Annotated in this window: 23 protein-coding genes and 1 pseudogene; 9 read left to right on the forward strand and 15 right to left on the reverse strand. The window is 37.6% G+C overall.

Features of this window, described 5'->3' with window-relative positions; genetic code table 11:
• Positions 1–213: 213 nt before the first annotated feature.
• The 8 genes from DWA31_RS06535 to DWA31_RS06570 form a co-directional block, all read right to left on the reverse strand.
• The gene (locus DWA31_RS06535) at positions 214–1,041 is read right to left on the reverse strand and encodes a hypothetical protein (protein ID WP_114325812.1); all 828 of its coding nucleotides are present in this window, start codon (positions 1,039–1,041) and stop codon (positions 214–216) included.
• A gap of 125 nt (positions 1,042–1,166) precedes the next feature.
• A complete protein-coding gene (locus DWA31_RS06540) occupies positions 1,167–1,580 on the reverse strand; it encodes a GFA family protein (RefSeq protein WP_114325813.1) in 414 nt (137 codons plus the stop codon).
• Between the two features lie 91 nt (positions 1,581–1,671).
• The gene (locus DWA31_RS06545; RefSeq protein ID WP_245942518.1) at positions 1,672–2,283 is read right to left on the reverse strand and encodes a cysteine dioxygenase family protein; all 612 of its coding nucleotides are present in this window, start codon (positions 2,281–2,283) and stop codon (positions 1,672–1,674) included.
• Positions 2,284–2,443: 160 nt separating this feature from the next.
• The gene (locus DWA31_RS06550) at positions 2,444–2,710 is read right to left on the reverse strand and encodes a hypothetical protein (protein WP_114325814.1); all 267 of its coding nucleotides are present in this window, start codon (positions 2,708–2,710) and stop codon (positions 2,444–2,446) included.
• Positions 2,711–2,829: 119 nt separating this feature from the next.
• Positions 2,830–3,429, reverse strand: a complete 600-nt coding sequence (locus DWA31_RS06555; protein ID WP_114325815.1) for a hypothetical protein — start codon at positions 3,427–3,429, stop codon at positions 2,830–2,832.
• Positions 3,430–3,530: 101 nt separating this feature from the next.
• On the reverse strand, positions 3,531–3,965 hold the full coding sequence (locus tag DWA31_RS06560) for a hypothetical protein (RefSeq protein WP_114325816.1): 435 nt from the start codon (positions 3,963–3,965) through the stop codon (positions 3,531–3,533).
• A gap of 75 nt (positions 3,966–4,040) precedes the next feature.
• The gene (locus tag DWA31_RS06565) at positions 4,041–5,177 is read right to left on the reverse strand and encodes a low temperature requirement protein A (RefSeq protein WP_168427301.1); all 1,137 of its coding nucleotides are present in this window, start codon (positions 5,175–5,177) and stop codon (positions 4,041–4,043) included.
• A gap of 132 nt (positions 5,178–5,309) precedes the next feature.
• The gene (locus DWA31_RS06570; protein ID WP_114325818.1) at positions 5,310–5,906 is read right to left on the reverse strand and encodes a glutathione S-transferase family protein; all 597 of its coding nucleotides are present in this window, start codon (positions 5,904–5,906) and stop codon (positions 5,310–5,312) included.
• Positions 5,907–6,529: 623 nt separating this feature from the next.
• On the opposite strand from DWA31_RS06570, the gene DWA31_RS06575 reads away from it, so the two are divergent.
• The 5 genes from DWA31_RS06575 (at position 6,530) to DWA31_RS06595 (ending at position 10,432) form a co-directional block, all read left to right on the forward strand.
• On the forward strand, positions 6,530–7,501 hold the full coding sequence (locus DWA31_RS06575) for an integron integrase (RefSeq protein ID WP_114325867.1): 972 nt from the start codon (positions 6,530–6,532) through the stop codon (positions 7,499–7,501).
• A gap of 225 nt (positions 7,502–7,726) precedes the next feature.
• The gene (locus DWA31_RS06580) at positions 7,727–7,987 is read left to right on the forward strand and encodes a hypothetical protein (RefSeq protein WP_114325819.1); all 261 of its coding nucleotides are present in this window, start codon (positions 7,727–7,729) and stop codon (positions 7,985–7,987) included.
• Between the two features lie 116 nt (positions 7,988–8,103).
• The gene (locus tag DWA31_RS06585) at positions 8,104–8,823 is read left to right on the forward strand and encodes a sulfite exporter TauE/SafE family protein (RefSeq protein ID WP_114325820.1); all 720 of its coding nucleotides are present in this window, start codon (positions 8,104–8,106) and stop codon (positions 8,821–8,823) included.
• A gap of 208 nt (positions 8,824–9,031) precedes the next feature.
• Positions 9,032–9,598: a tellurite resistance methyltransferase TehB gene (tehB, locus tag DWA31_RS06590; RefSeq protein WP_114325821.1), complete on the forward strand. Its 567-nt coding sequence runs from the start codon at positions 9,032–9,034 to the stop codon at positions 9,596–9,598.
• A gap of 345 nt (positions 9,599–9,943) precedes the next feature.
• Complete coding sequence (locus DWA31_RS06595) at positions 9,944–10,432, forward strand: LEA/WHy family protein (protein WP_114325822.1); 489 nt, start codon at positions 9,944–9,946, stop codon at positions 10,430–10,432.
• Between the two features lie 7 nt (positions 10,433–10,439).
• On the opposite strand, the gene arsJ is transcribed toward DWA31_RS06595, so the two are convergent.
• The 5 genes and pseudogenes from arsJ to DWA31_RS06620 all read right to left on the reverse strand — a co-directional run bounded on the left by arsJ (position 10,440) and on the right by DWA31_RS06620 (position 14,952).
• The gene (gene arsJ, locus DWA31_RS06600; RefSeq protein ID WP_114325823.1) at positions 10,440–11,696 is read right to left on the reverse strand and encodes an organoarsenical effux MFS transporter ArsJ; all 1,257 of its coding nucleotides are present in this window, start codon (positions 11,694–11,696) and stop codon (positions 10,440–10,442) included.
• A 6-nt stretch (positions 11,697–11,702) separates the two neighbouring features.
• Entirely contained in the window at positions 11,703–12,713 is a 1,011-nt protein-coding gene (locus DWA31_RS06605; protein WP_114325824.1) for an ArsJ-associated glyceraldehyde-3-phosphate dehydrogenase, read from the reverse strand.
• A 161-nt stretch (positions 12,714–12,874) separates the two neighbouring features.
• Positions 12,875–13,084 (reverse strand): annotated as a pseudogene (locus DWA31_RS06610) (permease); the annotation flags it as partial.
• Complete coding sequence (gene arsB, locus DWA31_RS06615) at positions 13,077–14,105, reverse strand: ACR3 family arsenite efflux transporter (RefSeq protein WP_114325825.1); 1,029 nt, start codon at positions 14,103–14,105, stop codon at positions 13,077–13,079. The pseudogene DWA31_RS06610 and the gene arsB, both read right to left, overlap by 8 nt.
• A 19-nt stretch (positions 14,106–14,124) precedes the next feature.
• On the reverse strand, positions 14,125–14,952 hold the full coding sequence (locus tag DWA31_RS06620; RefSeq protein WP_114325826.1) for a metalloregulator ArsR/SmtB family transcription factor: 828 nt from the start codon (positions 14,950–14,952) through the stop codon (positions 14,125–14,127).
• A 255-nt stretch (positions 14,953–15,207) separates the two neighbouring features.
• Between DWA31_RS06620 and DWA31_RS06625 the strand changes: the two genes are divergently transcribed.
• The 3 genes from DWA31_RS06625 (at position 15,208) to trpB (ending at position 17,747) form a co-directional block, all read left to right on the forward strand.
• The gene (locus DWA31_RS06625; protein ID WP_114325827.1) at positions 15,208–15,423 is read left to right on the forward strand and encodes a GDCCVxC domain-containing (seleno)protein; all 216 of its coding nucleotides are present in this window, start codon (positions 15,208–15,210) and stop codon (positions 15,421–15,423) included.
• 429 nt (positions 15,424–15,852) lie between these two features.
• Positions 15,853–16,272 carry a tetratricopeptide repeat protein gene (locus tag DWA31_RS06630; protein WP_114325828.1) on the forward strand — a complete coding sequence of 140 codons (420 nt, stop codon included), beginning with the start codon at positions 15,853–15,855 and terminating at the stop codon, positions 16,270–16,272.
• A gap of 272 nt (positions 16,273–16,544) precedes the next feature.
• Entirely contained in the window at positions 16,545–17,747 is a 1,203-nt protein-coding gene (gene trpB, locus DWA31_RS06635; RefSeq protein WP_114325829.1) for a tryptophan synthase subunit beta, read from the forward strand.
• A gap of 287 nt (positions 17,748–18,034) precedes the next feature.
• Here trpB and DWA31_RS06640 read toward each other — a convergent pair whose 3' ends face one another.
• Together DWA31_RS06640 and DWA31_RS06645 are read right to left on the reverse strand one after the other, a co-directional pair.
• A complete protein-coding gene (locus tag DWA31_RS06640; protein WP_114325830.1) occupies positions 18,035–20,044 on the reverse strand; it encodes a tetratricopeptide repeat-containing sulfotransferase family protein in 2,010 nt (669 codons plus the stop codon).
• 133 nt (positions 20,045–20,177) lie between these two features.
• Entirely contained in the window at positions 20,178–22,832 is a 2,655-nt protein-coding gene (locus DWA31_RS06645) for a TonB-dependent receptor (RefSeq protein WP_114325831.1), read from the reverse strand.
• 219 nt (positions 22,833–23,051) lie between these two features.
• On the opposite strand from DWA31_RS06645, the gene DWA31_RS06650 reads away from it, so the two are divergent.
• Positions 23,052–25,001, forward strand: coding sequence for a BCCT family transporter (locus DWA31_RS06650; protein WP_114325832.1), 1,950 nt, complete (start codon positions 23,052–23,054; stop codon positions 24,999–25,001).
• The last annotated feature ends 36 nt before the right edge of the window (positions 25,002–25,037 follow it).

Here is a 25,037-nt window from a genome sequence, read left to right on the forward strand (position 1 = left end):
GAAGCTTTTTAGGGATTTCTGACTTAGAAAATTTTGAAACAAAAGCTGCAACATATAAAGGCAACCAGAACACAAGTGACATCCCTATTATTGCTAGATACTCCATTACCCCTCCTGTATAGCTAACGCCCCAATCAGAGGCAAAAAATAGTTGGTTAAAATAAGCGACGCAGGAGCAAAACCAACTGTTTTTTGTCCTACTGAATTGGCTTGTTAGGATTCACATTTCAACATGCTAGAAACTATACTTGAAATAAAGTCTTGTCCTTTTTCTGTAACTTCTAGAGGTGTATTAATTCTTTCGGCCTCAATATAACCATTTTCGTATAAATCTCTCCGTACAGGTGGAACCGATTTCTTATTTAGCAAATACAAAAGTTCATCAGGGCTATATGTTGCAGCATCTTCTAGCCCCATACTTTCAATTCTACGACTTAAGTAGCTTTTTAAACGTACCATACGTTTAGTATCTATTTTTATTTGCTGCTCTCTCAGTGAATTTAATTCTGATTCTTTCGTTTTTAATTGCTGCTCCAGTTTCAGTTTTTCTTCTGGTTCGATTGTTGCTGCATTCAGTATTTTATCTAGAGACTCTTGCCACTTTAATTGCACAGCGTCTATCTGCTCTTGATTCTCTTTGCTATTGTTACCCGGCTCATCATCTCCGTTATTGTTTTCCAAATAGCGTTTATCAATTCTCTCTCCGAGTTCTTTTTGTCCAGAATTGACATGTTTAATTTGCTCATCAAGCCTTCCGAGTAACTCTGATGTGTCCTTATTGAATTTATTTATATTGTCATAAAACTGATTGCTTGCATTTGTTGCTGCAAAATAGAAAGCGGCAGAGAGAGAAATTGAAAAGAAGGCTAATAAAATGGACACTAATTCTGATGGTGTCAATTTAGTAAAGTCTATACTCAAATCACCACTAAACACCCTTATAGCTAAATAACTTGCTACGCCTATGATTGCTATTTCACGTATTAACCGTAGAACATGCCCAAACGTTAATTCAGATATTTTTACATTCACCAACTTCATTGAAACTCCTTGTGAAACCTAACGCCCATTTAAGGGGCTGATAATTGTTTGCTAAAATGTGTAGCGAAGCGAAACCGAGCAAACTGTTAGCAGTCCCGCTTGAAATTCTTGTTAGCAGTTTTACGCTAAGGCTGCTTTTCGAACACCTTTACACCTTCTGGAATTTGATACCAATTTAACTTTTCACAGACCCAAACATGAGCGGAAGGTTTGAAAATTTCGCTATCTTCTAGATTAACAGGCTTTAGTTTTAATTTAATCGTTTCTGAATCTGCTGGATTGTAATGGTAGATTCTGTTTCCACACGTAGGACAAAATTTAGCGTGATTTTTATTGCCACTATCTGCATCTCTACACCACTCTTTCAGTGCACCTTTAAACTCTATACCTGTTGATGCAACTACAGCTGTAACACTAAATGGGCTAGTTGATAATTTTTGGCATTCGGTGCAGTGGCAAGCTAAAACCATTTTTGGCTTTTCAAACAGTTTATAAGTTAATTGTCCACACTGACAAGAACCTTTGATTGGAAATTCCATGTTAAATTACTCTCCTATATTGAGAAACAGCTAACGTCGCGTTTCAGTGGCGCGGAGCGTCCAACTGAAAACGCCTTGTTGGGCAGCAGCATCAATTACCGGTTGTCAGTTCCGCTGAGCGATCCCAAATATTCGGAGTCACCTTGCTTGAATATCCGGAAACAAATGTCTTTTTCCGCCCGGTATCCGATTCATAGATATGGCGCTTTACGGCGCCGATATTGGCGCCGTAAATGTGGATGCTGATCGACACACGATCGGTGAGGGCGTTTGACACCTTGTGGATATCTCCGATGCGCGGTGATACCAGGTCAATGCCGCCGGGGGACAGCTGATGTGTACCTCTTGAACGCAAGCAACCTGCTGCAGGTTCTAGATCAAATTCCTCACAGGCTTCAGCGCCACGCATTACTCCAACCATGCCCCACACCGTGTGGTCATGTACCGGGGTCGTTTGACCCGGCCCCCATACAAAACTCACTACAGAGAAACGTTCCGTCGGATCGCAATACAGCAAGTACTGCTGATATCTTTCTGAACTCGGCTGAGCAAAATCATCAGGCAACCAGTCATCATGACTGACGAGATCTGACAGAAGCCTTTCTCCATCCGCGAAGATGTTCTCCTCGTCTCCGCCAGCTTGCTCGATCAAACGCGTGAAGGACTGAACGAAGTCCCGTAACCTAGTTATGTTTTTCATCATTGATCCTCCCTCCGAAGAGCATGCGCGCATATCGATCGCTCCCCTTGCCTGTTGCTGCCTAACGCTTGCTTAAGCGGAAAAATATTGTTGGCTAAAATGTTGAACGGAGTGAAAACAGCCAACTGTATTTTTTCCGTTTGAAGCCCTTGTTAGGTATACGTTAATCACCGTACTCTGATAAGTAAAGTTTTATACCAAGCTGCCCCATTATTGCCATTGCTTGAGGCGACAAAATAGCTCCACCACCACAGGCATTTTCTCTAATGCTAAAACCTACATCCACAATATAATTTGATGGTGAGAGACTTAACGGGTTTTCAAATAGCCATGACTCTAGCGCTTTGATTTGCGGTGGAAGATCCCAAACACCTTTTTCTAATTGGACAATATCTTCTGTAGAACCTTCTAACTTGATATGAATTGGCACCAGTCTTCCTTGTATACCTAACGCCCTGTTAACAGGCAATAAAATAGTTGGTTAAAATAAGCGACGAAGGAGCAAAAACCAACTGTTTTTTGTCCTTGTTTAACAGCTTGTTAGGCGAATTAAACTCTCAAAGTTTCCCAAGGTACGTTAGGAGATTTAACACTAACCAGTTTATATAAATCCTCCAGATATTCATTAACCATTTGCTGAATAGGAATGCTAATATTTTCTTCAGTAGTGATGTTGCCGCCACTAGTAAAAATAGGCCTATCAAATTTGATAGAAGCATTCCTTTTCTTAGTTTCGTGAACCTGACCAGAAGAATCTACTGATGCTTCAGCTTCACTACCAGTTTGTTTTGACGTTTTTACTTTTACAACACCGTGCTGAGCTGTAAATCCAGGTAAAAAGCTAATGGCGCTACGGTGAAAATCTTGGACTCGGTATGTGGCAATTAAAGTAGCATGGCGCACAGTAGAATATTCTTTATCAAAATCATGCCACTGGCTTTTAGGAAAATCTTTGGCGTGACACTCAATTACTTCTTTAATGGCTCTACACGAGTAAATTGAAGTATTAATACACCAGCTAAATACTTTCCAATCACCATTGTTTTGCAAGTTAATTGCTTGCTCCAAAAAAAACTTTGCTCTACCAAAGTGATCAAAAATAGAAAACTCAATTCCTTGTGGGAAAATATCAAGATGCTCGATAGTCATTCCATTCGCCTAACGCCTCGCTAACGGGCGCAAAATTGTGGGCTAAAATTAGCGAAGAATGAGCGCAAGCCAACTGTTTTGCGTCCACTTTGAGCGACTTGTTATAAGGCGGTTAACTCAGCCTTCAGATAATTGATTTTTAATTCGTATGAATTAACTTTACCTGACTTTTTCGCCGTTAAATTTAATATTTGCCAGCCAGCCATTGGTGAAGACCAACCTATTAAAACCCACTCATCTGCTGATGGTAGTTTATAAAGGTTTTCAATAGCGCCTTCATCAAATTTCCCTTCCGTTGAGGCAACGTATAAAGTTTCGTTTCCTAAACAGTTAAGTGCTGCGGAACAATGCGAATAAGACGACGTTTTGTAAATACGGACTTCAAATCCTTGTTCAGGAAAGATCTTGGTTTTCTCTATCGATACCAAATTATTTAAAACAAAAGTTAGCTCTGAATTATCAATATTTTTTAATATCTCAGCATTCAAAAATGGAGAAGTCAATAATAGTAGATATAAAAAAATACGCCTGAACATGTTGAGCCTTATAACGCCTCAAGAATGGGCGCATGTTAATGCGTCCCATTGCTTGACTTGTTAGCACATGATTTTTCATGCTGTGCCGCAATATATTTCTTCATAGCACACTAAACAAACCATCAATAGTGCAATCCCTGCAACAAAAAGAACAGGATGGGCATGAATAGTTAGTAGTGCATAGAAAATAGATAAGAAAGCAACAATACTACGTGCCACCATTTGTTTATCAAAGGCCATGTCCCAGGTAAACCTATTAATCAATAAAAGGGAAAGAAGGTAGATTGAAGGTGGTGCAGCAATTAACAGCTGCCCTGCAAGAGTCAGATGATCACTATGCTCTACTGAATGGATAGCTATCTCTATTCCAGCTCCAAACGCCGCAATCGCAACAAAAACAATGAAATGTCCATAACCAAAGATAAACACGTTGGTGGTGGTTTCGAAGTTTCTTAGCTTGCTGAAGTCCCAATTAAAATAAGTCCACCAGATACAGGCGATTATAATATACCCCAAAATCGATATTAAAAACGCATTTGAATCAGGCGAATACCCCATCCCAATTGACACTGCAACCAATGTTTCTCCCAATACGATAATCGTAAGCAGGCTATAACGTTCCACAATGTGGCTAGTGTGGATAGGTATATGTATTTTTGTTTTCCATGCGAAGTATGGTGCAGCAATATGAATTAACATTGCCACGATCCATACATAGTACTGCTCAGGGGGAGGGAATAGTAAAGATACAAGCCACACTATACTTCCAAAAATCTGGCCTAGTATATATTTCAGTGAAAATGATCTTAGTTCAGTTTTTGAAATAAATATTCGAAGCCAGCCTACAACCAATAAACCCTGGATAATAATGTAAGAAATAACGAATAATGTAGTCTCACCATGTGTAATTTTTCTTATAGAAGCGGCTAGTACTAGAACTCCCAAGATCGACCCCAGATACATAACTCTGTAGAACACATCATTATTATCAAAAAGGGATGAATACCAGGTGAGTTGGTTCCATGCCCAATAAACGGCAAGGAATAGACTGACATATAGCACTAAACCTTCAAGTGAGTGATTCTCAGCAAGCATTAAACTAAGGGCTGCTATAGAGATAACAAAAGCCAAATCAAAGAAAAGCTCTAACCAAGTAGCTTGACGGTGACCATCGTTACCGTGGAGCTCAATGGGGTTGAAATGTGAAAACATTATCTTACTTCCTCTCATCTCGCTATAGAGTGCTAACGCCTTACTAAGCGGCGCGAAATAGTTGGCTAAAATTGCGAGGAACGAAGCTAGCCAACTGTTTAGCGTCCGTTTGAGTAACTTGTTATATGCCGATTACTCCATGCCTATATATTTAGGATTAGCTTGTATACGAGCAATCCATTTCTGAATAGATGGGTATTCTGACAGTTCAAACCCTCCCTCATAAGCCACATGTGTATACCCATATAATGATATATCAGCGATAGTTAATTGAGAACCGATAAGATAAGGTGTTAATTGTAATTGATCTTCCATTACTTTAAGCGCTTTATGACCACCAGATTGCTTAGCTTTATACTCTGATTTACGGTCCTCAGGTAATCCAAGGTATTTGGCAATAAAGCGAGCAACGGCTATAAAAGGTTCGTGACTGTACTGTTCAAAAAATTGCCATTGAAGGACCTTTGCAGTAGTAAAGCGACCAGTACCAACTAATGATGTCCCCGATGCAAGATAATTTAAAATCGCATTAGATTCTGAAATAAACGTTCCGTCATCTAGTTCAAGTAGCGGTATTTTACCATTTGGATTCTTTCTTAAATAAGACTCGGTTTGAGTTTCACTTGCTAATATATCAACTTCGATCCACTCATGGTCAATATCTAAAAGTGAAGTAAGAAGTTTTACCTTATAGCAATTCCCAGATTGAATATCTCCATAAATTTTCACTGAACTCTCCTTAGGCATATAACGCCCAAATAACGGGCTAAGTAATGCTTGCTAAAATGTGCAGCGAAGCGGAACCGAGCAAGCGTTACGTGTCCCTGTTTATTTACTTGTTAGTTGCTGGTTGTTAAAAGCACAACTGTAGCAACAACTTACCATGTTTAATGGACGGGAGGAAGAGCCGATAAACACTTCCGCACTACGCACCTAAACATGAATTTTGAGCCTTAAAACTAAGGTTATTTAAAACATTAAACTGCGCAAGGCGAAAACTGGATTAGGCAAAAAGGAAGGATACATTGAGCGGCACTTCCATTGCCAAACCAAAGATTGAACCAAACGCAAAACATTAAGTTGAGCACTTAACGCGAAAAATAAATTAGTCGATTTAGTGCGGACAACTAACAATTTAATAGTGCGCAACTTGCGCATATTTATACTTACAAATCGCTCACTTTTCTACTTTTACTATTAATAACAAATTCAATAAAACTTTGCTAGTTAAAGCACTTAGAAATATATTTTAAAATGATCATCAGACAAAAGTGCGCAATTTGCACATTTTCTTGAATATAGGGGAAACTCGACTAAGCTGTATGTTTATACAGTTGCTGTTAGGGTTAAATATGAAAACAAGATCTCCTTATTTGAATTATATTGCTGACTATATGAGAATGAGACAATATTCCCCAAGAACAATTAGCACTTATCTTAAGTGGATAGCTTCTTTTATTCACTTTCATGATAAGCGACACCCCTCATCTATGGGAGACAATGAAGTAGAAGAATATCTAGAGCACTTGGTTTTAAAAAATAACGTGGCACCACGAACCCAAGCTACCGCTTTAAACTCATTATCTTTTTTGTATAAGCACATTGTAGAAAGTAAATTGTCATTAAATTTGAATTTTACTCGTTCTAAGAAACAGCCTAAATTACCTGTAGTGATGACCAAAGATGAAGTAAAAATATTAATGAAACATTTGAATAAGCGGTACTATTTAATTGCAGGACTGATGTATGGCAGTGGACTTCGTGTCATGGAAGCTGTTCAATTACGTGTGCAAGATATTGATTTTGATTATAAGTGTATTCGTATTTGGAACGGTAAAGGAAATAAGCATCGTATAGTGACTTTGGCATTAGGTCTAATACCATTACTTAGAAATCAAATAATGCAAGTAGATGAATATTTAAAATTAGATATCGAAAATGATCAATACTCAGGTGTTTGGATGCCTAATGCTTTAGCAAAAAAGTATCCATCGGCTAATAAAAGTCTTGCTTGGCAATATCTATTTCCATCATATAAATTGAGTGCAGATACTGATACGGGTGAAATTAGAAGGCACCATTTCCACCATACATGTGTTAGAAAAGCAGTAAAAGGTGCTGTAAAAGCTTCTGGAATGGAAAAACAAATCACTCCGCATACATTAAGGCATTCTTTCGCAACACATTTGTTACAAAGTGGTGCCGATATTAGAACTGTGCAATCACAGTTAGGTCATTCAGATATCAAAACTACTCAAATCTATACACATGTATTGCAACAAGGTGCTAATGGAGTTGTAAGTCCATTAAGTAATATAATTTGAAAAATTTGTCATTATGACGGTAAAAACAATAGGTATTATTATAATTTGTTCCATTCTATTTGTTTTGATGTAAAGATAGTTATCAATATTTAAAATTATAATTTACTCAGTCTTTTGACTACATTGAGTCTACATGCATTCAGTGGATATTATTAAATTATTGTTATTTAAGTATTTAATCGTTATTTATTATAATAAGCTGTTATAAGTCCCTAGGAACTATCGATGCCTAAAAATAAGCATAAAAGAAAAGCTTCAGCTCACTCTAAAATAAAATTAGCAAAATCGCCTAGCTTGGTTACGTCACACCCGAAAGTTTTTGGTTTAATTGGTTTATTTTTAATTATGGTAAGTATGTATCTTCTGTTTTTTGAATCTCAAGACGATGCAATGTTTGGTCTTGCTATGCTTTCTCTCATTGTGGGTGTAACTTTAACTATTTTTTCAAAAATGAGAATAACTAAAAAAAATCAAAGTCGTGTTTAATGTCCATATAACAAGCTAATATAAAAGATAAAAAACCATTTGCTGTTTTCGTCCCTCAATATTTTAGTAAACAATTTTTGCCTATTGTTAGGACGTTGTAGCGCAAAGGAGCTAGTTTGTATATCGAATATATTCTTGGGCTAATTTCTTTCTTTACTTCAGTAATTGCCGGAGTTGTTGGTTTTGGTGGAGGTATGCTACTAATAGCAGTGTTACCTTTATTTTTAAATCCTAGTTTGATAATTCCAATTCATGGTATCACTCAACTAGCTAGCAATTCTTCGCGAATGATATTCTCCTTAAAAGATGTTCAATGGTCACTACTTCCAAAATTTCTTGTCGGTTCAATTATTGGGGTATCTTTATTCGGATTTTTTTTGTCGAATATATCAACTGAATATATACCAACTTGCATTGGGGGGTATATTATCCTCAACTTATGGAGTGCACGTTTCTCTAAATTCATTAAGAAATATGAGAATTATTATTTTATTGGTTTTCTTCAAACAGGTTTGGGGTTAATTGTTGGTGCGACAGGGCCATTGTCACTTACCGTTTTAACGAAGGAACTAAGTTCAAAAGATGAGATAATAGCAACTAGCTCAATGTTCATGACTATTAGTCACTTAGCAAAAATCCCTGTGTTTATGGCTATAGGTGTGTCGCTTTTTGGGCATTTTAATTTACTTATGTTTATGATTTTCGGTTCGGTTCTTGGATCTTTTGTTGGTACAAAGTTAAGGTTAGCTTCGAATAATGATAAATTAATTTTAGTCATTAAAGTTTTATTAAGCTTAATGGCAGTTAGAATGTTAGCCAGTTCTATTACGCTATAACAAGTCACTATGGCTTCCCGATTAAACTAGCTGCTTCAATATACGAACCCAGAACTTGATGACAACTAGCGGATATCGATTGGCTTAATTCCAATAGGTAGTGTTGTTGACTAGCCAGATAAAAGCTATAAAATACGCCTATTCATATTTAATTGGGCAATATTATTAGTAAGATAATAGCCCTCATTTCAAAAACTAAGTAGTTACCATGATAGTTGATCTTAATAGCCGTTACGGCTTAAATCCTGCACATAGTGAAGTAGTAGATGCGTGCAAAATTATTGAGCCGTGCGATACGTTAGATATGGGTTGTTCTAATGGGCGTAATGCTGTGCACCTCGGCCAGCTCGGGTTTAACATTACTGCCATAGATACTAATCCCAGTGCCATTGATATACTGAAAAGTATTATTATTGAAGAGAACATTGATAATATTAAGGCTCAGGTGTATGACATTAACAATGCGAGTCTTGGTGAGGACTATGGATTTATTTCCTGTACCGTAACCTTAATGTTTATCGACCCAGCGCGTGTTGATGCTGTTATTAACGATATGCATAAGCGTACTCTAGCGGGAGGTTATAACCTGATTGTTTGCGCCATGAACACTGAAGAACACCCATGTCCAGTTCGTTTTCCTTTTACCCTAAAAGCAGGGCAGTTGCGTGAGGCTTATGAGGGGTGGGAGATGATTAAGTACAATGAAGATGTAGGTACTATGCACAATGGCGCTAAATTGCAGTTTGCGACAATATTGGCGCGGAAACCTGATTAAAACAAATAAAAATCGTTTACAAGCCACTGCTCATAAAGGCTATAGCTAAATTGTATTGAGGCGACAACAGCTTTCTACAACAGAGCCTTTAATAAACATGCCTATGTAGATCAATCAGCAATAATTCAAAATTGTTTGAATACGTCATTCCAGTGGTGTTTTAGGCTGACCTGGCATGGATGCCACTTATTAGACTATGCATGGAGCACATCGTCCTGAATCTAAACTAAAAGGCAATGGATCTTCGACAAAAGACTTCGAAGATGACGATATTAATGAACTCCTGAGTAAAGTACATAGGCAAGTTAATATAAGTTGAAAAAGATCACTCCCTGAGGATAAATAATGACTATAGCTAGAGCACTCCCCATATGTTTTTTTTACGTGGCAGCACTGTTTATTTTGTCTAGCTGTGCCACTCTCACTCCAGACTACGAAGAGCCCATTGTCGAGTTGGTTTCTTTTAAGACTTTGCCAGCTAATGGCTTCGAACAAAATTTTGAAATAGGCTTGAAGTTAACCAACCCCAATAATTTTGCATTGCCGCTCAATGGTATTAGCTATCAACTGAGTGTGGCAGGAGAAACCTTAGCTCACGGTGTTGCCACGAATATCCCCACCGCAGGAGCTTACGGTGAGTCACGCTTTATGGTGCCTATTTCAACTAGTTTACTAGGGGGAATCAAGGTGATAAGAGCGCTAATGGATACTCAAGGACAGGATATTAGCTACCAACTGAAGGCCAAATTAGATATCGACATTCCCTTTGTGCCAAAGTTGACCGTCATTGAAAATGGTATTATCCCTCTCGGTCAAAAGCCTTTGAAGCATTGATTGTTCTTTACTTAGTGAAATTGATCACCGGTAACTTTGTAGAAATAAGTGCGGTTAAAGCCAAAAATAGCGCAGAAATCCATAAACAACTTTCTAGTCCGTATTCTTGATACACCCAACCTGAAAGCAATGTACCTATTAACCTCCCCATGGCATTAGCCATATAGTAAAAGCCCACATCAAGCGATACAGCATCACTGCTTGCGTAGCTAACGATAAGATAGCTATGCAAGGAAGAGTTAATAGCAAAAACACCACCAAATATGAGTAATCCAATAATGAGGGAGGTTTGGATATAAAAATCATAATGTAAAGTTAATGCTATAGCTGCGGGTATTAATGTTAGATAACATGCCCATAAAAATGCAGTTCTACCCGTTGGCACTTTGCCTTGTTTTTTATCGGTGCCTTTGCTACTTCCAGTAACTAGAGGGGCTATAGATTGTACTAGTCCATAACCAATTACCCAGCTTGCCATGAAGCTACCAACCCACCAATGATCCCAGTTAAATTTCACTGCTAAAAATACGGGTAGGGCAACGACAAACCACACATCTCTTGCGCCAAACAAGAACAGTCGGGCTGCAGATAGAATGTTAATCGACGCGCTTTTAGATAAAATGTCAGTAAACTTAGGTTTGTTTTTTGCTTTCCCTAACTCTTCTTTTAATGCGATTAAACTAAATAGCCATACTAATGATAATAACGAAGCCATTAGTATTATCGCGCCTTTAAATCCCAGTAAGGTCAGTAATAAACCACCAAGAAAAAAACCAATGCCCTTTAAGGTGTTTTTCGAGCCCGTAAGAACAGCCACCCACTGATATAGCTTACCTTCATTACCTTTAGGAACAAGTAACTTAATGGCGCTTTTAGCGCTCATTTTATTTAAGTCTTTGGCTATTCCTGATAATGCTTGCGCTGCCATCACATATAAAATTGTGAGCATTTCAGCAGGAACCGCTAGCATGCTAAGGGCTATTATCTGCAGGGCTAGGCCAATATTCATGGTTTTATTCAAACCAAGGCGTGCGCCTAACCAACCGCCAACAAGATTGGTGATAACACCAAAGATTTCATAAAATAGAAATAATAGGGCAATATTTAAAGGGCTGTAACCTAACTGGTGGAAATACAGTACTACCAGCATTCGTAGCGCGCCATCAGTTAAGGTAAACGCCCAATAATTACCGGTGATCACCAAGTATTGTTTCACTTGTTTAGATAACTGTGGTGATAACGCCTTTAGCGGTGAAAGCCCCATGGGTAACTAATCCTTGTCTGCCAAGCCTACCATGCGCGCCAGTTCGGCTGTTCTGTTGGCATAACCCCATTCATTGTCATACCAAACGTAGAGTTTTACTTGAGTGCCATTCACTACCATTGTAGATAATGCATCAATAATACATGAACGAGGATCGGTTCTATAATCAATTGAAACAAGCGGACGTTCTTCAAATCCCATGATGTCTTTTAGCTGACCTTCAGCGGCTTGTTTAAGTAATAAATTTACTTCTTCAACTGTTGTACCGCGAGCTACTTCAAATACACAATCTGTAATTGATGCATTGGCTAAAGGAACACGAATGGCATGACCATTTAACTTTCCCTTTAGCTCAGGGAAAATATGGGTGATAGCCGTTGCTGAGCCCGTCGTTGTCGGAATTAAACTCATACCACAGGCGCGTGCTCTGCGTAAATCTGCATGAGGGGCATCTAATATGGTTTGTGTATTGGTTATGTCATGAATCGTTGTCATTGAGCCATGTTTAATGCCTATTTTTTCATGGAGAACTTTCACTACTGGTGCTAAGCAGTTAGTTGTACATGATGCTGCCGTTACAATAGGATGAATCGCTTTGTCGTATAAATGTTCATTTACCCCCAAGACGATATTTAATACACCGTCTTCTTTTACTGGCGCGGTTACCACTACACGTTTTACGCCTTGCTCTAAGTAAGCTTGTAACAACGCTTTGGTTTTTATTTTCCCTGATGCTTCAATAACTACATCACAATGAGACCAATCTGTATCTTCAGTGGCATAGTTTTGCGTACAAGGAATAGCAATACTATTGATTATCATAGAGTCTTCATCATGAGTTGCCTCATGACGCCAACGCCCATGTATTGAATCAAACGTCATTAAATGGGCAAGTGTTTCGGCATTGCCAGCAGGGTCATTAATATGAACAATTTCAATGTCATCCCAATCAAATGCAGCGCGCATTGATAAGCGGCCCATACGGCCAAAACCGTTAATACCAATTTTTATTGTCATTTATTTGTCCTAAATAGTATGAGAAAAATTATAAATAAAAAGTAAAATAATCAAGTTCTATTAACTTTGTATTGTTAATGAACGGTGCAGTGAAGTGCCTCGATTTATCGCTATTCTTGTAACCACATTTCAATATCTTTATGAGACGGAATAGAACCACTATGTTTACCGGCTAAATAGTCGCGAACATGCTCTACATTCATAGAGGCTCTTATCAAAGCAATAACGTAAATCATGACTAATAATAAAAAGAAAATCTTCGTGGTGTCTTCAATAAAAAAATGAAGAGCATCGCCTAACTTAGTAGTTTTTGATACCCCGAGTACATTAACAACTCACCAGGTGGCAAAATCGGTAAATAGCTCAAACATCCGTTTCCCCAAACCAGCTCTGTGTACGATTAATAAAATAAACTAAGGACAACATAACAGGCACTTCAACGAGAACGCCCACAACGGTGGCCAAAGCCGCGCCAGAGTGTAAACCAAAAAGGGATATAGCAACGGCAACAGCCAATTCAAAAAAGTTGGATGTACCTATCAAGCAAGCTGGGGCAGCGATGTTATGCGGCAGTTTCATCCACTTTGCTGCTACGTAAGCGATAATGAAAATACCGTATGTTTGGATCATAAGCGGGATTGCAATTAAGCCGATGGTTTCGGGTTCAGACACTATCGTGTTTGCTTGAAAGCCAAATAATAAAACCACTGTCGCTAATAAACCAATAACCGACCAAGGCTTTAAAACTGACAAAAGGTGGTTTAATGATTTTTCACCATTACCATCATTCAGAATTTTTCGGGTCACAACGCCAGCAATTAAAGGCAGTAATACGTAAAGTACTACAGAGATTAGTAGCGTTTCCCACGGTACTTGAATATCGCTCACGCCAAGTAAAAATGCTGAAATAGGGGCAAATGCGAATATCATAATAACGTCATTTACTGACACTTGAACCAAGGTGTAGTTGGGATCGCCTTTGGTTAACTGTGACCACACAAATACCATTGCAGTACAGGGGGCAACGCCTAGCAAAATCATACCTGCGATGTATTCTTGAGCTGACGCAGGATCAACTAAATCAGCAAAAAGGAAGTTAAAGAATAACCAACCTAATCCAGCCATTGTAAAAGGTTTAACCAACCAATTAATGACAATAGTTAACATTAGCCCTTTAGGGTTCTTACCGACATTTTTTATCGCTGAAAAATCAATTTGAACCATCATAGGGTAAATCATCACCCAAATAAAAACAGCCACTACAATGTTAACGTGTGCAATTTCAAGGTCAGCAATTAATTGAAAAGTATCAGGTTGCCATAAGCCTAACACAACGCCAAGAATGATACTCAAGCCTACCCAAACCGATAAATAACGCTCAAAAATGCCCATGGTTATATCCTTTAAATATTTATTTACAGAAACTCGCTTTATCAGGTCTGTTTTGCATTTTATCTAGACGCTTAAGCTCATTATTAATCAGTGGAATATTGTTTTCTGTGGTATGGGCAATCACAGATTTAGCCCATAGTGGAAGTTTAGGATTAATGCGATAAAACACCCACTGTCCATGCTTTCTATCGGTAATGATTTTAGTTTTTTTTAGTACTGCAAGATTGCGTGATACTTTCGGTTGGCTGTTTTCTTCCATTGCTTCCATCAATTCACAAACACAAAGTTCACCATGATAATGGGTCAACATTAGTGTTTTTAAGCGAATATCATCGGTTAGAGTTTTATAAAAAGATATTGGCTCAAAGTCTGTGAGTTGATTATTCACTTCTGCATCTGTATTTTTTTGTGAAGTACTCGTTAGATCAATCGCGTTTTTTTCTACCAGAAGAAACATAGCTAATCGGTCGTTTAATTCATTTAAGGTTACGGAGAAAGCGTTGCTGTCAGAGCGTTCCTTTGGATCGGGTATATCCCATGCCAATTGTTTACCTGCGTCAGTAAAGCTTCTACATTCCTCATTAGCTTTATCACATAGCGTAATGACGTAATCAAAGACCTTACCTTCAAACTCATTTATATTTTTAGAGACTAAATTACTAGTATAAACCCCAAACGTGCTTAAGGCATTAATTGCACGAGGATCAACATCACGAGGGTGTGTGCCGCCACTATAAACGTTAAGTAGATTACCCGCCTTATGCCGTAGTAACGCCTCAGCCATTTGCGACCTAGCAGCATTTTCTGAGCAGATAAAAAGGACGTTTTTCTTATCAAGTTTATGCATTTATTATAATCACGTAATGAATATCAATATTATTATATATATGATTTTTCATATATTCAATATTTGTAGAAACTGATTATTTTTTTGATTTCCTCAATTCTCAGTACCAAACATTGTACAGGTTAAACATCTGCCATTAAGTCGTCTATAAAATATACCGAAGATTAATTTCTACCTGTACAGTTTAATTTGGCATATATTGAGATATTAGCTTAACTTAATGGTATCTATAGAAAATATGGTTGAGGGATGAACATGCAAAATTTAGAATTAAATTCAACGATAACATGTCCTAAATGTGGTCATTCAAAAAATGAAACAATGCCAACTAATGCTTGTCAGTGGTTTTATGAATGTGAATCCTGTAAGGCTTTATTAAAGCCTTTAAAGGGGGATTGCTGCGTTTACTGTTCTTATGGAACGGTAAAGTGTCCGCCAATTCAAGCAGGACAAAATTGCTGTGATAGCTAACTTTAATTACCGCTGTTAGTAAAAGTGAAAATTGGCTCTCAAATAGTTATGTCTACTTTTATTTCGATAGTTAATGTAATTGGAGGTGTAATACCAATTACACTAACTAAGTGATCATTTTCAAATGGCTTAAATATCCAATAACATCGTTGCTTTCAATCCCAATAGCCAGCTATTACTCAATCAAGCGCCTTGCCTACATGGATGTAGGTACTTAGGTTTTGTCTGGAACTAAAAACCTGTGTTCTTGAACATTTATTCTCATTGAATTTTGTAACCTTAATTAATGTAAATGGTATTAAGACGGCATATGTCATTTATAAAACCATAATAATTACCACCTAACTGACTAAGTTTCTGTTTCGCTGCCATAAAAGCTATATAATCACGGTTTGAATATGCGATCACCAAATTGATAAGGCTAGAACCATGAATACTAAAATATACAAGCGAGTACTATTTCTGACTGATAACTTAATGGCCGCGGCTCAAGAAGAAAATCAAGCGAAATTCGATGGTTATTATTTAGAATTAAGAGAGCTTTGTGAAGAACATGAGAAAACTGATAAAGACCATCCAGTACAGTGGGAGACACTTGCTGATTTTACTGATGATCTAGCATTAGCCGTTACTATCTATGAACAAGCATTAGTTAAGGCTGAAGCAATTAACTCTAAAGATTTTCGTTCATCTATTGGCTTTTCAATCGCAGCATTAAAAGTTGAGTTAGGTGATAAAACAGGTGCTATTGAGCATCTAGAAAAAGCTAAAATCAGTTGTAATAAAATTGTTGATAAAGAATTAAAGGCTGAGATTCATGACTTGTTGGAAGAATTAAAAGACTCATAAAATAGCTTTAAAAAATAGCTATGTTATAGCATTAGCTTGCTTGTTTTCTCTGTGGAAATCATAGATGAATAGGGTAGGCTAACAGATCTAAAATAGGCGTTATTAACAAAACATCGCTTCTTAATACTTTATGCTTAGTTTTACTTTTTATACTCTATAATTTTTCTTCCCTTTATTTGATTTAAATTAGGAAAATTAATGGGTTTATCCTTGCAGTATTTTTTATCTCTGTTTATTATTTTTAGTATTCGTCAATATCATATAGGAATAAAATGAAAGAAAATTATTTTAAAAAGTACCCGAACCAAGATGGATTTTTTAATGAGTATGGTGGGGCGTTTATTCCGCCAAATTTAGAAGAAGAAATGAAGAAGATTAAAGATGCTTACTTTGCGATTAGTAAGTCTCATAAATTTATTTCAGAGCTACGTGATATTCGAAAATATTATCAAGGTCGTCCAACCCCTGTTTATCATTGTCACCGATTATCAGAGAAATATGGCGGACAAATTTATTTAAAAAGAGAAGACTTAAATCATACAGGTGCTCATAAGCTCAATCATTGTATGGGCGAAGCCTTACTTGCTAAACACTTAGGTAAAAAGAAATTAATTGCTGAAACAGGTGCAGGACAACATGGCGTTGCACTTGCTACCGCAGCGGCTTATTTTGGCTTAGAGTGTGAAATTCATATGGGTGAAGTGGATATTCAAAAAGAGTACCCTAATGTATTACGCATGAAAGTATTAGGCGCAACCGTTATTCCAGCAACACATGGTTTGAAAACCTTAAAAGAAGCTGTAGACAGTGCTTTTGAAGCGTATCTTAAAGATCCTGTTTCAACTATTTATTGTATAGGATCTGTTGTTGGTCCACATCCATTTCCTATGATTGTTCGTGATTTTCAACGTGTTATTGGTATTGAAGCGAGAGAGCAATTCTTAGATATGACTGGAGAATTGCCAGACAGTGTTGTTGCTTGTATTGGTGGTGGTAGTAACGCTATGGGAATATTCTCCGCTTTTTTAGATGATGATGAAAGCCAATTGTTTGGTATTGAACCAGCTGGAAAGTCTTTTAAAACGGGAGAGCATGCCGCCACAATGACTTTAGGTAAGCCGGGTCTTATCCATGGTTTTAAATGCTATACCCTACAAGATGAAAATGGTGAACCAGCACCAGTACATTCTATTGCCAGTGGCTTAGATTACCCCGGTGTTGGTCCAGAACACAGTATGTTAAAAGACTTAGACAAAGTGACTTACGACAGTATTACGGATAAAGAGTGTATTGATGCATTTTATGAGTTAAGTCGATTAGAAGGGATTATTCCTGCTTTAGAAAGTGCTCATGCGGTTGCTTATGCGATAAAACTTGCGCAGAAATATCCTGAAAAGTCAGTGCTTGTTAATTTAAGTGGTCGAGGAGATAAAGATCTCGACTATGTTGTTGATACTTTTGGTTTACCTGAGTAAATTCACCATAATTTCCTACAAAAAATAACAGGTGATAGATTGCTATTATTGCCTGTTATTTCGTGGTTTTTATGCTTTGATCCTATTAACCTCTAGTTCAAATTAATGATGATTTTTTAAATTTTGCAAAGCACAATTAGAAAAAGTTCATTAATAAATTATTAAGTCGGAAAAAGTTTAACTGTGTCGTTGAAAAACTTTACTAAGTATAATAACGAACAGAATGTCTGACGTTTTTAAAGGTATCTAGGTCAGTTGTTAATGCAACAGACTAGTAGCCCCTATGGTTAGTCAATATTTAGTACCTTTTTCAATGGTGCTAAATACTGCTCAAAGTATCGCCATTGCTCGGTGGCACTTTTATAAATGGGTTGGCGAACTTGTTCTGAACTAGGTGTTTTAATATTGCGCTTTGTTTTATGAAAATCTACACAGGATTGTTCAAACTCTAAGCCACAAAAATCAAGAATTCGTCCTACCTGCTTTTCTAAATCATCAACCACATCTTCATGATTCACCCTTAAAACAAAGCCTGGTAGTACTTCATCCCAATGTGCCATTAATTTAATGTAGGCTTGGTAATAACGGCCAATGTCTTCAAGGTTGTAGCTAAAGTCTTGTCCTTCAGCAAATAACTGTTTAAAACCGCTAAAGCAGCAAGCCATTGGTGAGCGTCTAGCATCAATGATTTTTGCATTGGGCAGTATTAACCGAATCAGGCCTATATGTAAAAAGTTGTTGGGCATTTTATCTATAAATAGGGGAGCTTGCTCTCTGTAGTCACGTGTCTCATCAATAAACTGTTGGCCAAAACGTTTGAAATAATCTGAATTGATCTCACTTAAATTTTTAGGGTATTGGTTTTCTTTATTTTTTTGGCTAGTGCTACGTCCACGTAGCCGTGAAGCTAAACCTAATATATTGTGCAGTTCCATCGTGCCGTCAACTTGACTATGTGAAGCCAATATTTGCTCAAGTAGGGTAGAGCCCGCACGTGGCAAACCAACAATAAATATGGGATCAGCTACGTTGAGTCCTAAATTTCCACGGTTTTTAAATAATTCGGCAGAGCAGTATTTTATCTGTTCTGCTATTTGTTGTTCTATTTTACTAATGTCAAAACCACTATGCGAATGTTGTAATTCATTTCCTTGTTGGTAGCTTTGAAAGGCTTGCTGATATTCTTGCCTATCTTCAAAGGCTTTACCTGTAGCAAAATGTAGTTGAATTTTATCTGTTAGTGCTAATTCTTTATTATTTTGCTGCACCCGCATTTTTGAAATTTCTTCATCACTAAATTGATAGGTTTTAGTGTTTGCTAAACTCCAAAAAGCATCACCATAGCTTGGCTGCAATAGATAGGCTTCTTGATAAGCGGCAACTGCTTTTTTGATGTCGCCTTTGGCTTTTAGTGCATGCCCAAGTTGCAAATAAAAACCGGCAGCGGGCTTACTTTGTAATGTAGGGTGTGCGATGGCTTGTTCAAAGAGGATAATGGCTTGTTCTATTTGACCTAAACCTGTTAAAACGCTAGCTTTAGCTATATTAAAGCTAAGATTGTCAGGTTGTACCGCCAGTAACTTTTCAACTTGCTGTTCTGCAACTTTGTATTTACCTAATCGAATAAGTAAATTTAGATATAGAGAACGTGCATGAATATGATCAGGCGCTAACTCAAGTGCACTGGCAAGTAAAAATTCAGCATCGTCATAAATCTTTAGCTCTAACCCTATTTCAGCGAGTAAACACATACCATCGATATGGCGTTTGTTATTTTGCAAAAAATGTCGACAAATTTGTTCTGCTTTTAATAATTTTCCTTCGTGCATTAACTCAGTTACAGCGAGTAAGGCAGGGGGTAACTTTTTTAATTTCTCTAGCTGATTAGCAGCTTTTTGAACATTTTCTTGTTGTTGTCCTTCACTATATATTTGAATTAACGCTTGCCAACTACCTATTAAACTTGGGTTTAGCTTTACTGCATTTTCAAAGGAAACCTTAGCGAGTGTTGGCTCATCCAAAGCAAGTTTTATAAAGCCTTTCTCTTGATTAGCACGGCTATGTGTTTCATCAAGTTTAAGTAATTCATTAATACTGGTTAATGCTGAAGAAAACGATTTCGCATAGCGATGGGCTACGGCATTTAAATACCATAATTCAATTTGGTCTTGTTTGTCAGTAGTTTGTGTCTGTAGTTGTTTACTTTGTTTAATGGCGTCATTGAATTTTGATGCTTGGACCAATTGTTTAATTGATTTTAATTGGTTTTCAATTGAAGAAGGGGATGTTGTGTCCAATGACTGAGCTCCGTAGAAGGTTAGTGAATTATCTTATTATTATTAACTGATACTTTATCAATAAAAAGCCGCTTGATACAAACATCAAGCGGCTTTATTGAACTTTATTAGGGGATTAGTGTTTAGCTAAATCTTAATAAAAGTCATACGAGAATCTAAAACCTACAGTACGTGGTCTGTTAGAAACAACTTTTGGCGTATACTGTTGAGTATCAATATATAATATTGCACTTTCATCGGTTACGTTGTCTATGAAAAGTTCAGCTTTCCATTCGTCGTTAGTTACACCAAAGCTTAAGTTGGCTAAAACGTAACTATCTTGCACATAACGACCGCCAGCAAATGTTTCTCCATTACTGTCTTTGAAGTTTGTGCCAGCATAAACATCTGCTTCTTTTTGAATGCTTAAACCGGAGCCTGTGCCATAGATTAACTTAGTGGCATCTTCTGTTATATAAGCATCCATCGACATACCTGCAAGCCTTTCTCCGGTATAACTGACTGAACCGTTAATATAACCGGTCATATCTTTTGCAACAGGGAAGAAATACTGGGCTTGTAAGTTACCTGAGAACTCAGCTGAATAAGGTAAACGACTACCGACTGCTGGCGCAATACCATCAAGTTGGTCATTAATAGATGTTAGCTCAGTATCAATAAAGCTAAATGCACCAGAGATAATTAAATTATCCGTAGCTACCCAAGTAAAGTCACCATCAATACCTTTAATTTCAGCTTCACCAACATTATCAGTAAATACTAAGAAACTGATATTGGTAGGGTCATAGCGTGATGTCTGTAGATCAGATATTTTTGAGTAATAGGCGGTAGCATTGAAACGTAATGTTTGATCAAATAACGTCGATTTAAAACCAACTTCAAAATTATCTAAACTATCCGTTGTTGAATACACCGGGATACGGAAATCTTCAAAAGCGCCTTCTTGATTTGTTGCTTTCTTACCACCTACTCGATTGGTAACTGGCGGTCTAAAGCCTTCTGAATAGGAAGCAAATAACATTACCTCATCGGACACTTTCCAATCAAGTGATGCCTTAATAATAGTATCATCAACCGTTAACGTACCATTGTTGTCAAGTAAGCTAGTTTCTAAATCCCCGTTAGTAATCGCATCTTGTATCGCTTGTGCGTCATCTTCAAACAATTCTTCTGTGAAAGCTTCAGGACTACCATCACCAAAGGCTCGTAATCGACTACTGACATCAACCGTTGTAGTAGCCCCTTTATAAGTATCTTCAATTTGATACCAACGGGCACCAATACTTGCGGTGACAGTGTCAGTGATATTAAACTCTAACTGACCAAATACGGCAATTTGATCTATAGTGTGGGTTACATCATTAACGAAGCTCACTTCAGAAGGAAAAGGGCCGCCATCACTGTTAATACCTTCACTTCCTGCAAGGATTGCGGCTAAATCAGGAAAAAGCTCTGTATTAGCTATTTTAAATTGACCAACCGTTGATAATTCTTGCGAGTCATAAAAAACACCGGCAGTAACACGCCAGCTATTTTCAGCAGAGGTATTCATACGAAGCTCATGGGTTGTGCGGGAGGTATCAGTTGCTTCTTTATAAAATTTAGTAGGGTCTAGACATTCTTGTATATCCGCTGCAGCGGAGTAGTTACAGACGTAATAAGAAGAAAATAAACCGCCATTAGTATAGCCAGTGTAATCAATGGTTGAATTGATATCTCTATCAAGGTAACCGCCGGTGTAAACAATATCTAAATGCTCAAGACGACCTGCTAATGTCCAGGTAGTTAAGCCAAAGTCATCATTGTTATTTTCGGGTACAAAACGATTCGTTGATGTTTCTCCATCAAGGTTTGGATCATAAGAAAACACCCCTTCAGTATCGAGAGATTGTTGGGTATGTTGAACTAACAGGTTCCACTCATCATTAATAATATAAGATAAGCCGAAACGAGCACCCGCGTAGTTTGCTGTATTAAAGTTATCTTCTACTAAGGCATCATTTTGTGGTGAGGTAATAGGCGTATTTTCAGGGTCTGCTAATTTACCCCAACCAGCAGAGATTCTATCAATAACAACAGCGCTGCCTATATAACCACCTTCACCAGGTACATTAAGAATGTTGTCAATCCAACCGCCTTGGTGGTCGTTGTAAGCGACAACACGCACTGCAAGCGAGTCAGTTAAAGACATATTAAAGTAAGCTTCAACCGAATTACTTAAATCTCCACCCTTTGTAGAACTAGTACTGGTATCAAAACCTGCAGCAAAACCATCATGGCTTGGTTTGTTGGTGATTAAGCGCACGGTACCTGATTGAGAGCTAGCACCAAAAAGTGTTCCTTGTGGCCCAGGTAACACTTCAATACGTTCAACATCAGTAGCGTAAATATCTAAGTTACGCCCTTGCATGGAAACAGGTTGCTCGTCTAAATAAAAGGCAACAGAAGGTTGTAATGCTTGAACTGATGAAACGGAAATATTAGTTTGAGTGGTTGCCGCGCCGCGAATATATATTTCATTTTGCCCAGGGCCTGTACCTTGGAAAACTACGTTTGGTAAAAACTCCACATACTGATCAAAGTTAGAAACACCAAGTTTTTCTAAGCTATCACCGGTTAATGCGGTAACAGTGACAGGCACTTCTTGAATGGATTCAGCACGTTTAGTGGCGGTAACTTCAATGATTTCGATCTTTGTTTTTTCTTGCTTGTTTACTTCCTCAGCGTATAGAGAGCCTGATGCCGCGAGTGCCGTTAAAACAGCACAATGCAGTTTAGTAAATTTCATGTTGATTATCCCTTGGTGTTTTTATTATATTGAGATTAAATATAGTTAGAGCTCTAACTATATTTAATCTAGATCATAGCTTAACAAAAAAAAGAGGGGGTTAAAAGTGAACATATATTGCAAGTACTTAACATTTATGAAGTATATGTTGAGTACTATTGTTTACAACATAACTTAAGCCGATATAATATCGACACAAATTAAATTTAGGGGAAAAAATTGTCCACACCTGTTGAGAGTCAACTGAATAAGAAAGTATTTGTTGGTGCCTCGTCTATTATCATTGCGCTTTTACTCTATACCGTAGCTCTACCCAAGCAAGCGCAAAGTCTATTCACTCTAATTCAGGCCAGTATTGTTGACAATGGCAGTTGGTTTTATGTGCTCACTGTAGCATTCATCTTCTTTTTTGTTATTTTTTTAGGCGTATCACGCTATGGTGATATTCGTTTGGGACCCGATCATTCGACACCTGATTATTCATTAACAACTTGGATCTCTATGCTATTTGCCGCGGGCATGGGAATAGGTTTAATGTTCTTTGGTGTAGCCGAGCCTTTGATGCATTATTTATCTCCTCCCACGGCACAAACAGGCTCTGTTGCAGCGGTTAAAGAAGCAATGAAGATGACTTTTTTCCACTGGGGGCTTCATGCTTGGGCTATCTATGCAATTGTTGCATTAGTGTTAGCGTACTTTAGTTACCGACACAATTTACCCCTGACGTTACGCTCTGCTTTATACCCTTTGATTGGCGAAAGAATTCACCAATGGCCGGGGCATTTGGTCGATATTTTCGCTGTAGTCAGTACTGTATTTGGTGTTGCTACCTCCCTTGGTTTAGGCGCATCACAGGTAAATTCAGGCTTTGGTTATTTGTTTGGTCTTGATATTTCTACCACTAATCAAATAATTATTATGTGTGTAATAACAGGACTTGCGGTTATATCCGTTGCAACGGGGTTGGATAAAGGTATTAAAATATTATCTGAAACTAACATGATTCTAGCTATTATCTTGTTGCTGTTGATTTTCGTGCTTGGTCCAACGGTGTTTTTATTACAGGCTTATTTACAGAATATTGGTGATTATTTAGCAGACATAGTACATAACACGTTTAATTTATTTGCATACAAAAAGACAGATTGGATAGGCGGTTGGACAATATTTTATTGGGGTTGGTGGCTTGCTTGGGCGCCTTTTGTTGGTTTGTTTATTGCTAGAATATCTCGTGGGCGCACTATTCGAGAATTCATTATAGGGGTAATGCTAATACCGACTGTATTCACGCTATTTTGGATGACTATTTTTGGTAATAGTGCTATTGATTTAGTTCATAACCAAGGGATTGTTAAATTAGGCGAAATGGTAAGCCAAGACTCATCAGTGGCTTTATTTGTTTTTCTTGAAAGTTTCCCGTTAACCAACGTACTTTCTTTTTTTAGTGTATTAATGATAGTGATCTTTTTTGTCACATCATGTGACTCTGGCGCTATGGTGGTTGATATGCTTTGTTCCCACGGTAGAAATGACACTCCGTTATGGCAGCGTGTGTATTGGGCTATAGGTATTGGTGTAGTTGCTGCAATACTGTTGCTGGCCGGTGGTTTAAATGCACTTCAAACCATGACTATCGCGAGTGCTTTGCCTTTTACTATCGTTTTATTGCTCGCTATTATTGGCTTAATTAAAGCGTTAAGGGTTGAAGGCTTTAAGCAAGAAAGCCAGCTAATAACCGCAATACCTCATTCAAGCAATGAAAATAATGACAGTTGGCAGATGCGATTAAGTAATATTGTTGATTTTCCCAATAAAACCAATGTTAATAAATTCATTAGCCAGGTAGTTTCACCCGCGTTTGATTCAGTGGCGAAAGAACTGAGAGAAAATCAAATCAATGTTGACATTTCATCTGAAGATGGGCTGAGCTTCATTGTTAATCATGGTGAAGAGCAAGAGTTTATTTATCGGGTACTTGCACGAAAGTATTCACAACCAGATTTTGTCACTGAAGCTGATGAAGATGAGCAGAGTTACTATCGAGCAGAAGTTCATTTGGTTGAAGGTGGGCAGGATTACGATATTATGGGCTGGTCTAAAATGGCGGTGATCAATAATCTTATCGATCAATACCATAAGCATCTGCACTTTTTACATTTACTACGCTAATGATTAGGTGCGTCAGTTTTAGTGATAAGGTTTCGT

The sequence above is a fragment of the Candidatus Colwellia aromaticivorans genome (assembly GCF_003333305.1).
Taxonomy (GTDB): domain Bacteria; phylum Pseudomonadota; class Gammaproteobacteria; order Enterobacterales; family Alteromonadaceae; genus Colwellia; species Colwellia aromaticivorans.

What these genes read in the sequence shown, in the direction of transcription:
- DWA31_RS06560 (WP_114325816.1), bottom strand. Translation starts at nt 3,965, where the DNA reads ATGTTCAGGCGTATTTTTTTATATCTACTATTATTGACTTCTCCATTT.
- DWA31_RS06535 (WP_114325812.1), bottom strand. Translation starts at nt 1,041, where the DNA reads ATGAAGTTGGTGAATGTAAAAATATCTGAATTAACGTTTGGGCATGTT.
- DWA31_RS06545 (WP_245942518.1), bottom strand. Translation starts at nt 2,283, where the DNA reads ATGATGAAAAACATAACTAGGTTACGGGACTTCGTTCAGTCCTTCACG.
- DWA31_RS06555 (WP_114325815.1), bottom strand. Translation starts at nt 3,429, where the DNA reads ATGACTATCGAGCATCTTGATATTTTCCCACAAGGAATTGAGTTTTCT.
- DWA31_RS06625 (WP_114325827.1), top strand. Translation starts at nt 15,208, where the DNA reads ATGCAAAATTTAGAATTAAATTCAACGATAACATGTCCTAAATGTGGT.
- DWA31_RS06620 (WP_114325826.1), bottom strand. Translation starts at nt 14,952, where the DNA reads ATGCATAAACTTGATAAGAAAAACGTCCTTTTTATCTGCTCAGAAAAT.
- DWA31_RS06580 (WP_114325819.1), top strand. Translation starts at nt 7,727, where the DNA reads ATGCCTAAAAATAAGCATAAAAGAAAAGCTTCAGCTCACTCTAAAATA.
- DWA31_RS06540 (WP_114325813.1), bottom strand. Translation starts at nt 1,580, where the DNA reads ATGGAATTTCCAATCAAAGGTTCTTGTCAGTGTGGACAATTAACTTAT.
- DWA31_RS06605 (WP_114325824.1), bottom strand. Translation starts at nt 12,713, where the DNA reads ATGACAATAAAAATTGGTATTAACGGTTTTGGCCGTATGGGCCGCTTA.
- DWA31_RS06565 (WP_168427301.1), bottom strand. Translation starts at nt 5,177, where the DNA reads ATGTTTTCACATTTCAACCCCATTGAGCTCCACGGTAACGATGGTCAC.
- DWA31_RS06575 (WP_114325867.1), top strand. Translation starts at nt 6,530, where the DNA reads ATGAAAACAAGATCTCCTTATTTGAATTATATTGCTGACTATATGAGA.
- arsB (WP_114325825.1), bottom strand. Translation starts at nt 14,105, where the DNA reads ATGGGCATTTTTGAGCGTTATTTATCGGTTTGGGTAGGCTTGAGTATC.
- DWA31_RS06645 (WP_114325831.1), bottom strand. Translation starts at nt 22,832, where the DNA reads ATGAAATTTACTAAACTGCATTGTGCTGTTTTAACGGCACTCGCGGCA.
- DWA31_RS06630 (WP_114325828.1), top strand. Translation starts at nt 15,853, where the DNA reads ATGAATACTAAAATATACAAGCGAGTACTATTTCTGACTGATAACTTA.
- DWA31_RS06595 (WP_114325822.1), top strand. Translation starts at nt 9,944, where the DNA reads ATGACTATAGCTAGAGCACTCCCCATATGTTTTTTTTACGTGGCAGCA.
- arsJ (WP_114325823.1), bottom strand. Translation starts at nt 11,696, where the DNA reads ATGGGGCTTTCACCGCTAAAGGCGTTATCACCACAGTTATCTAAACAA.
- trpB (WP_114325829.1), top strand. Translation starts at nt 16,545, where the DNA reads ATGAAAGAAAATTATTTTAAAAAGTACCCGAACCAAGATGGATTTTTT.
- tehB (WP_114325821.1), top strand. Translation starts at nt 9,032, where the DNA reads ATGATAGTTGATCTTAATAGCCGTTACGGCTTAAATCCTGCACATAGT.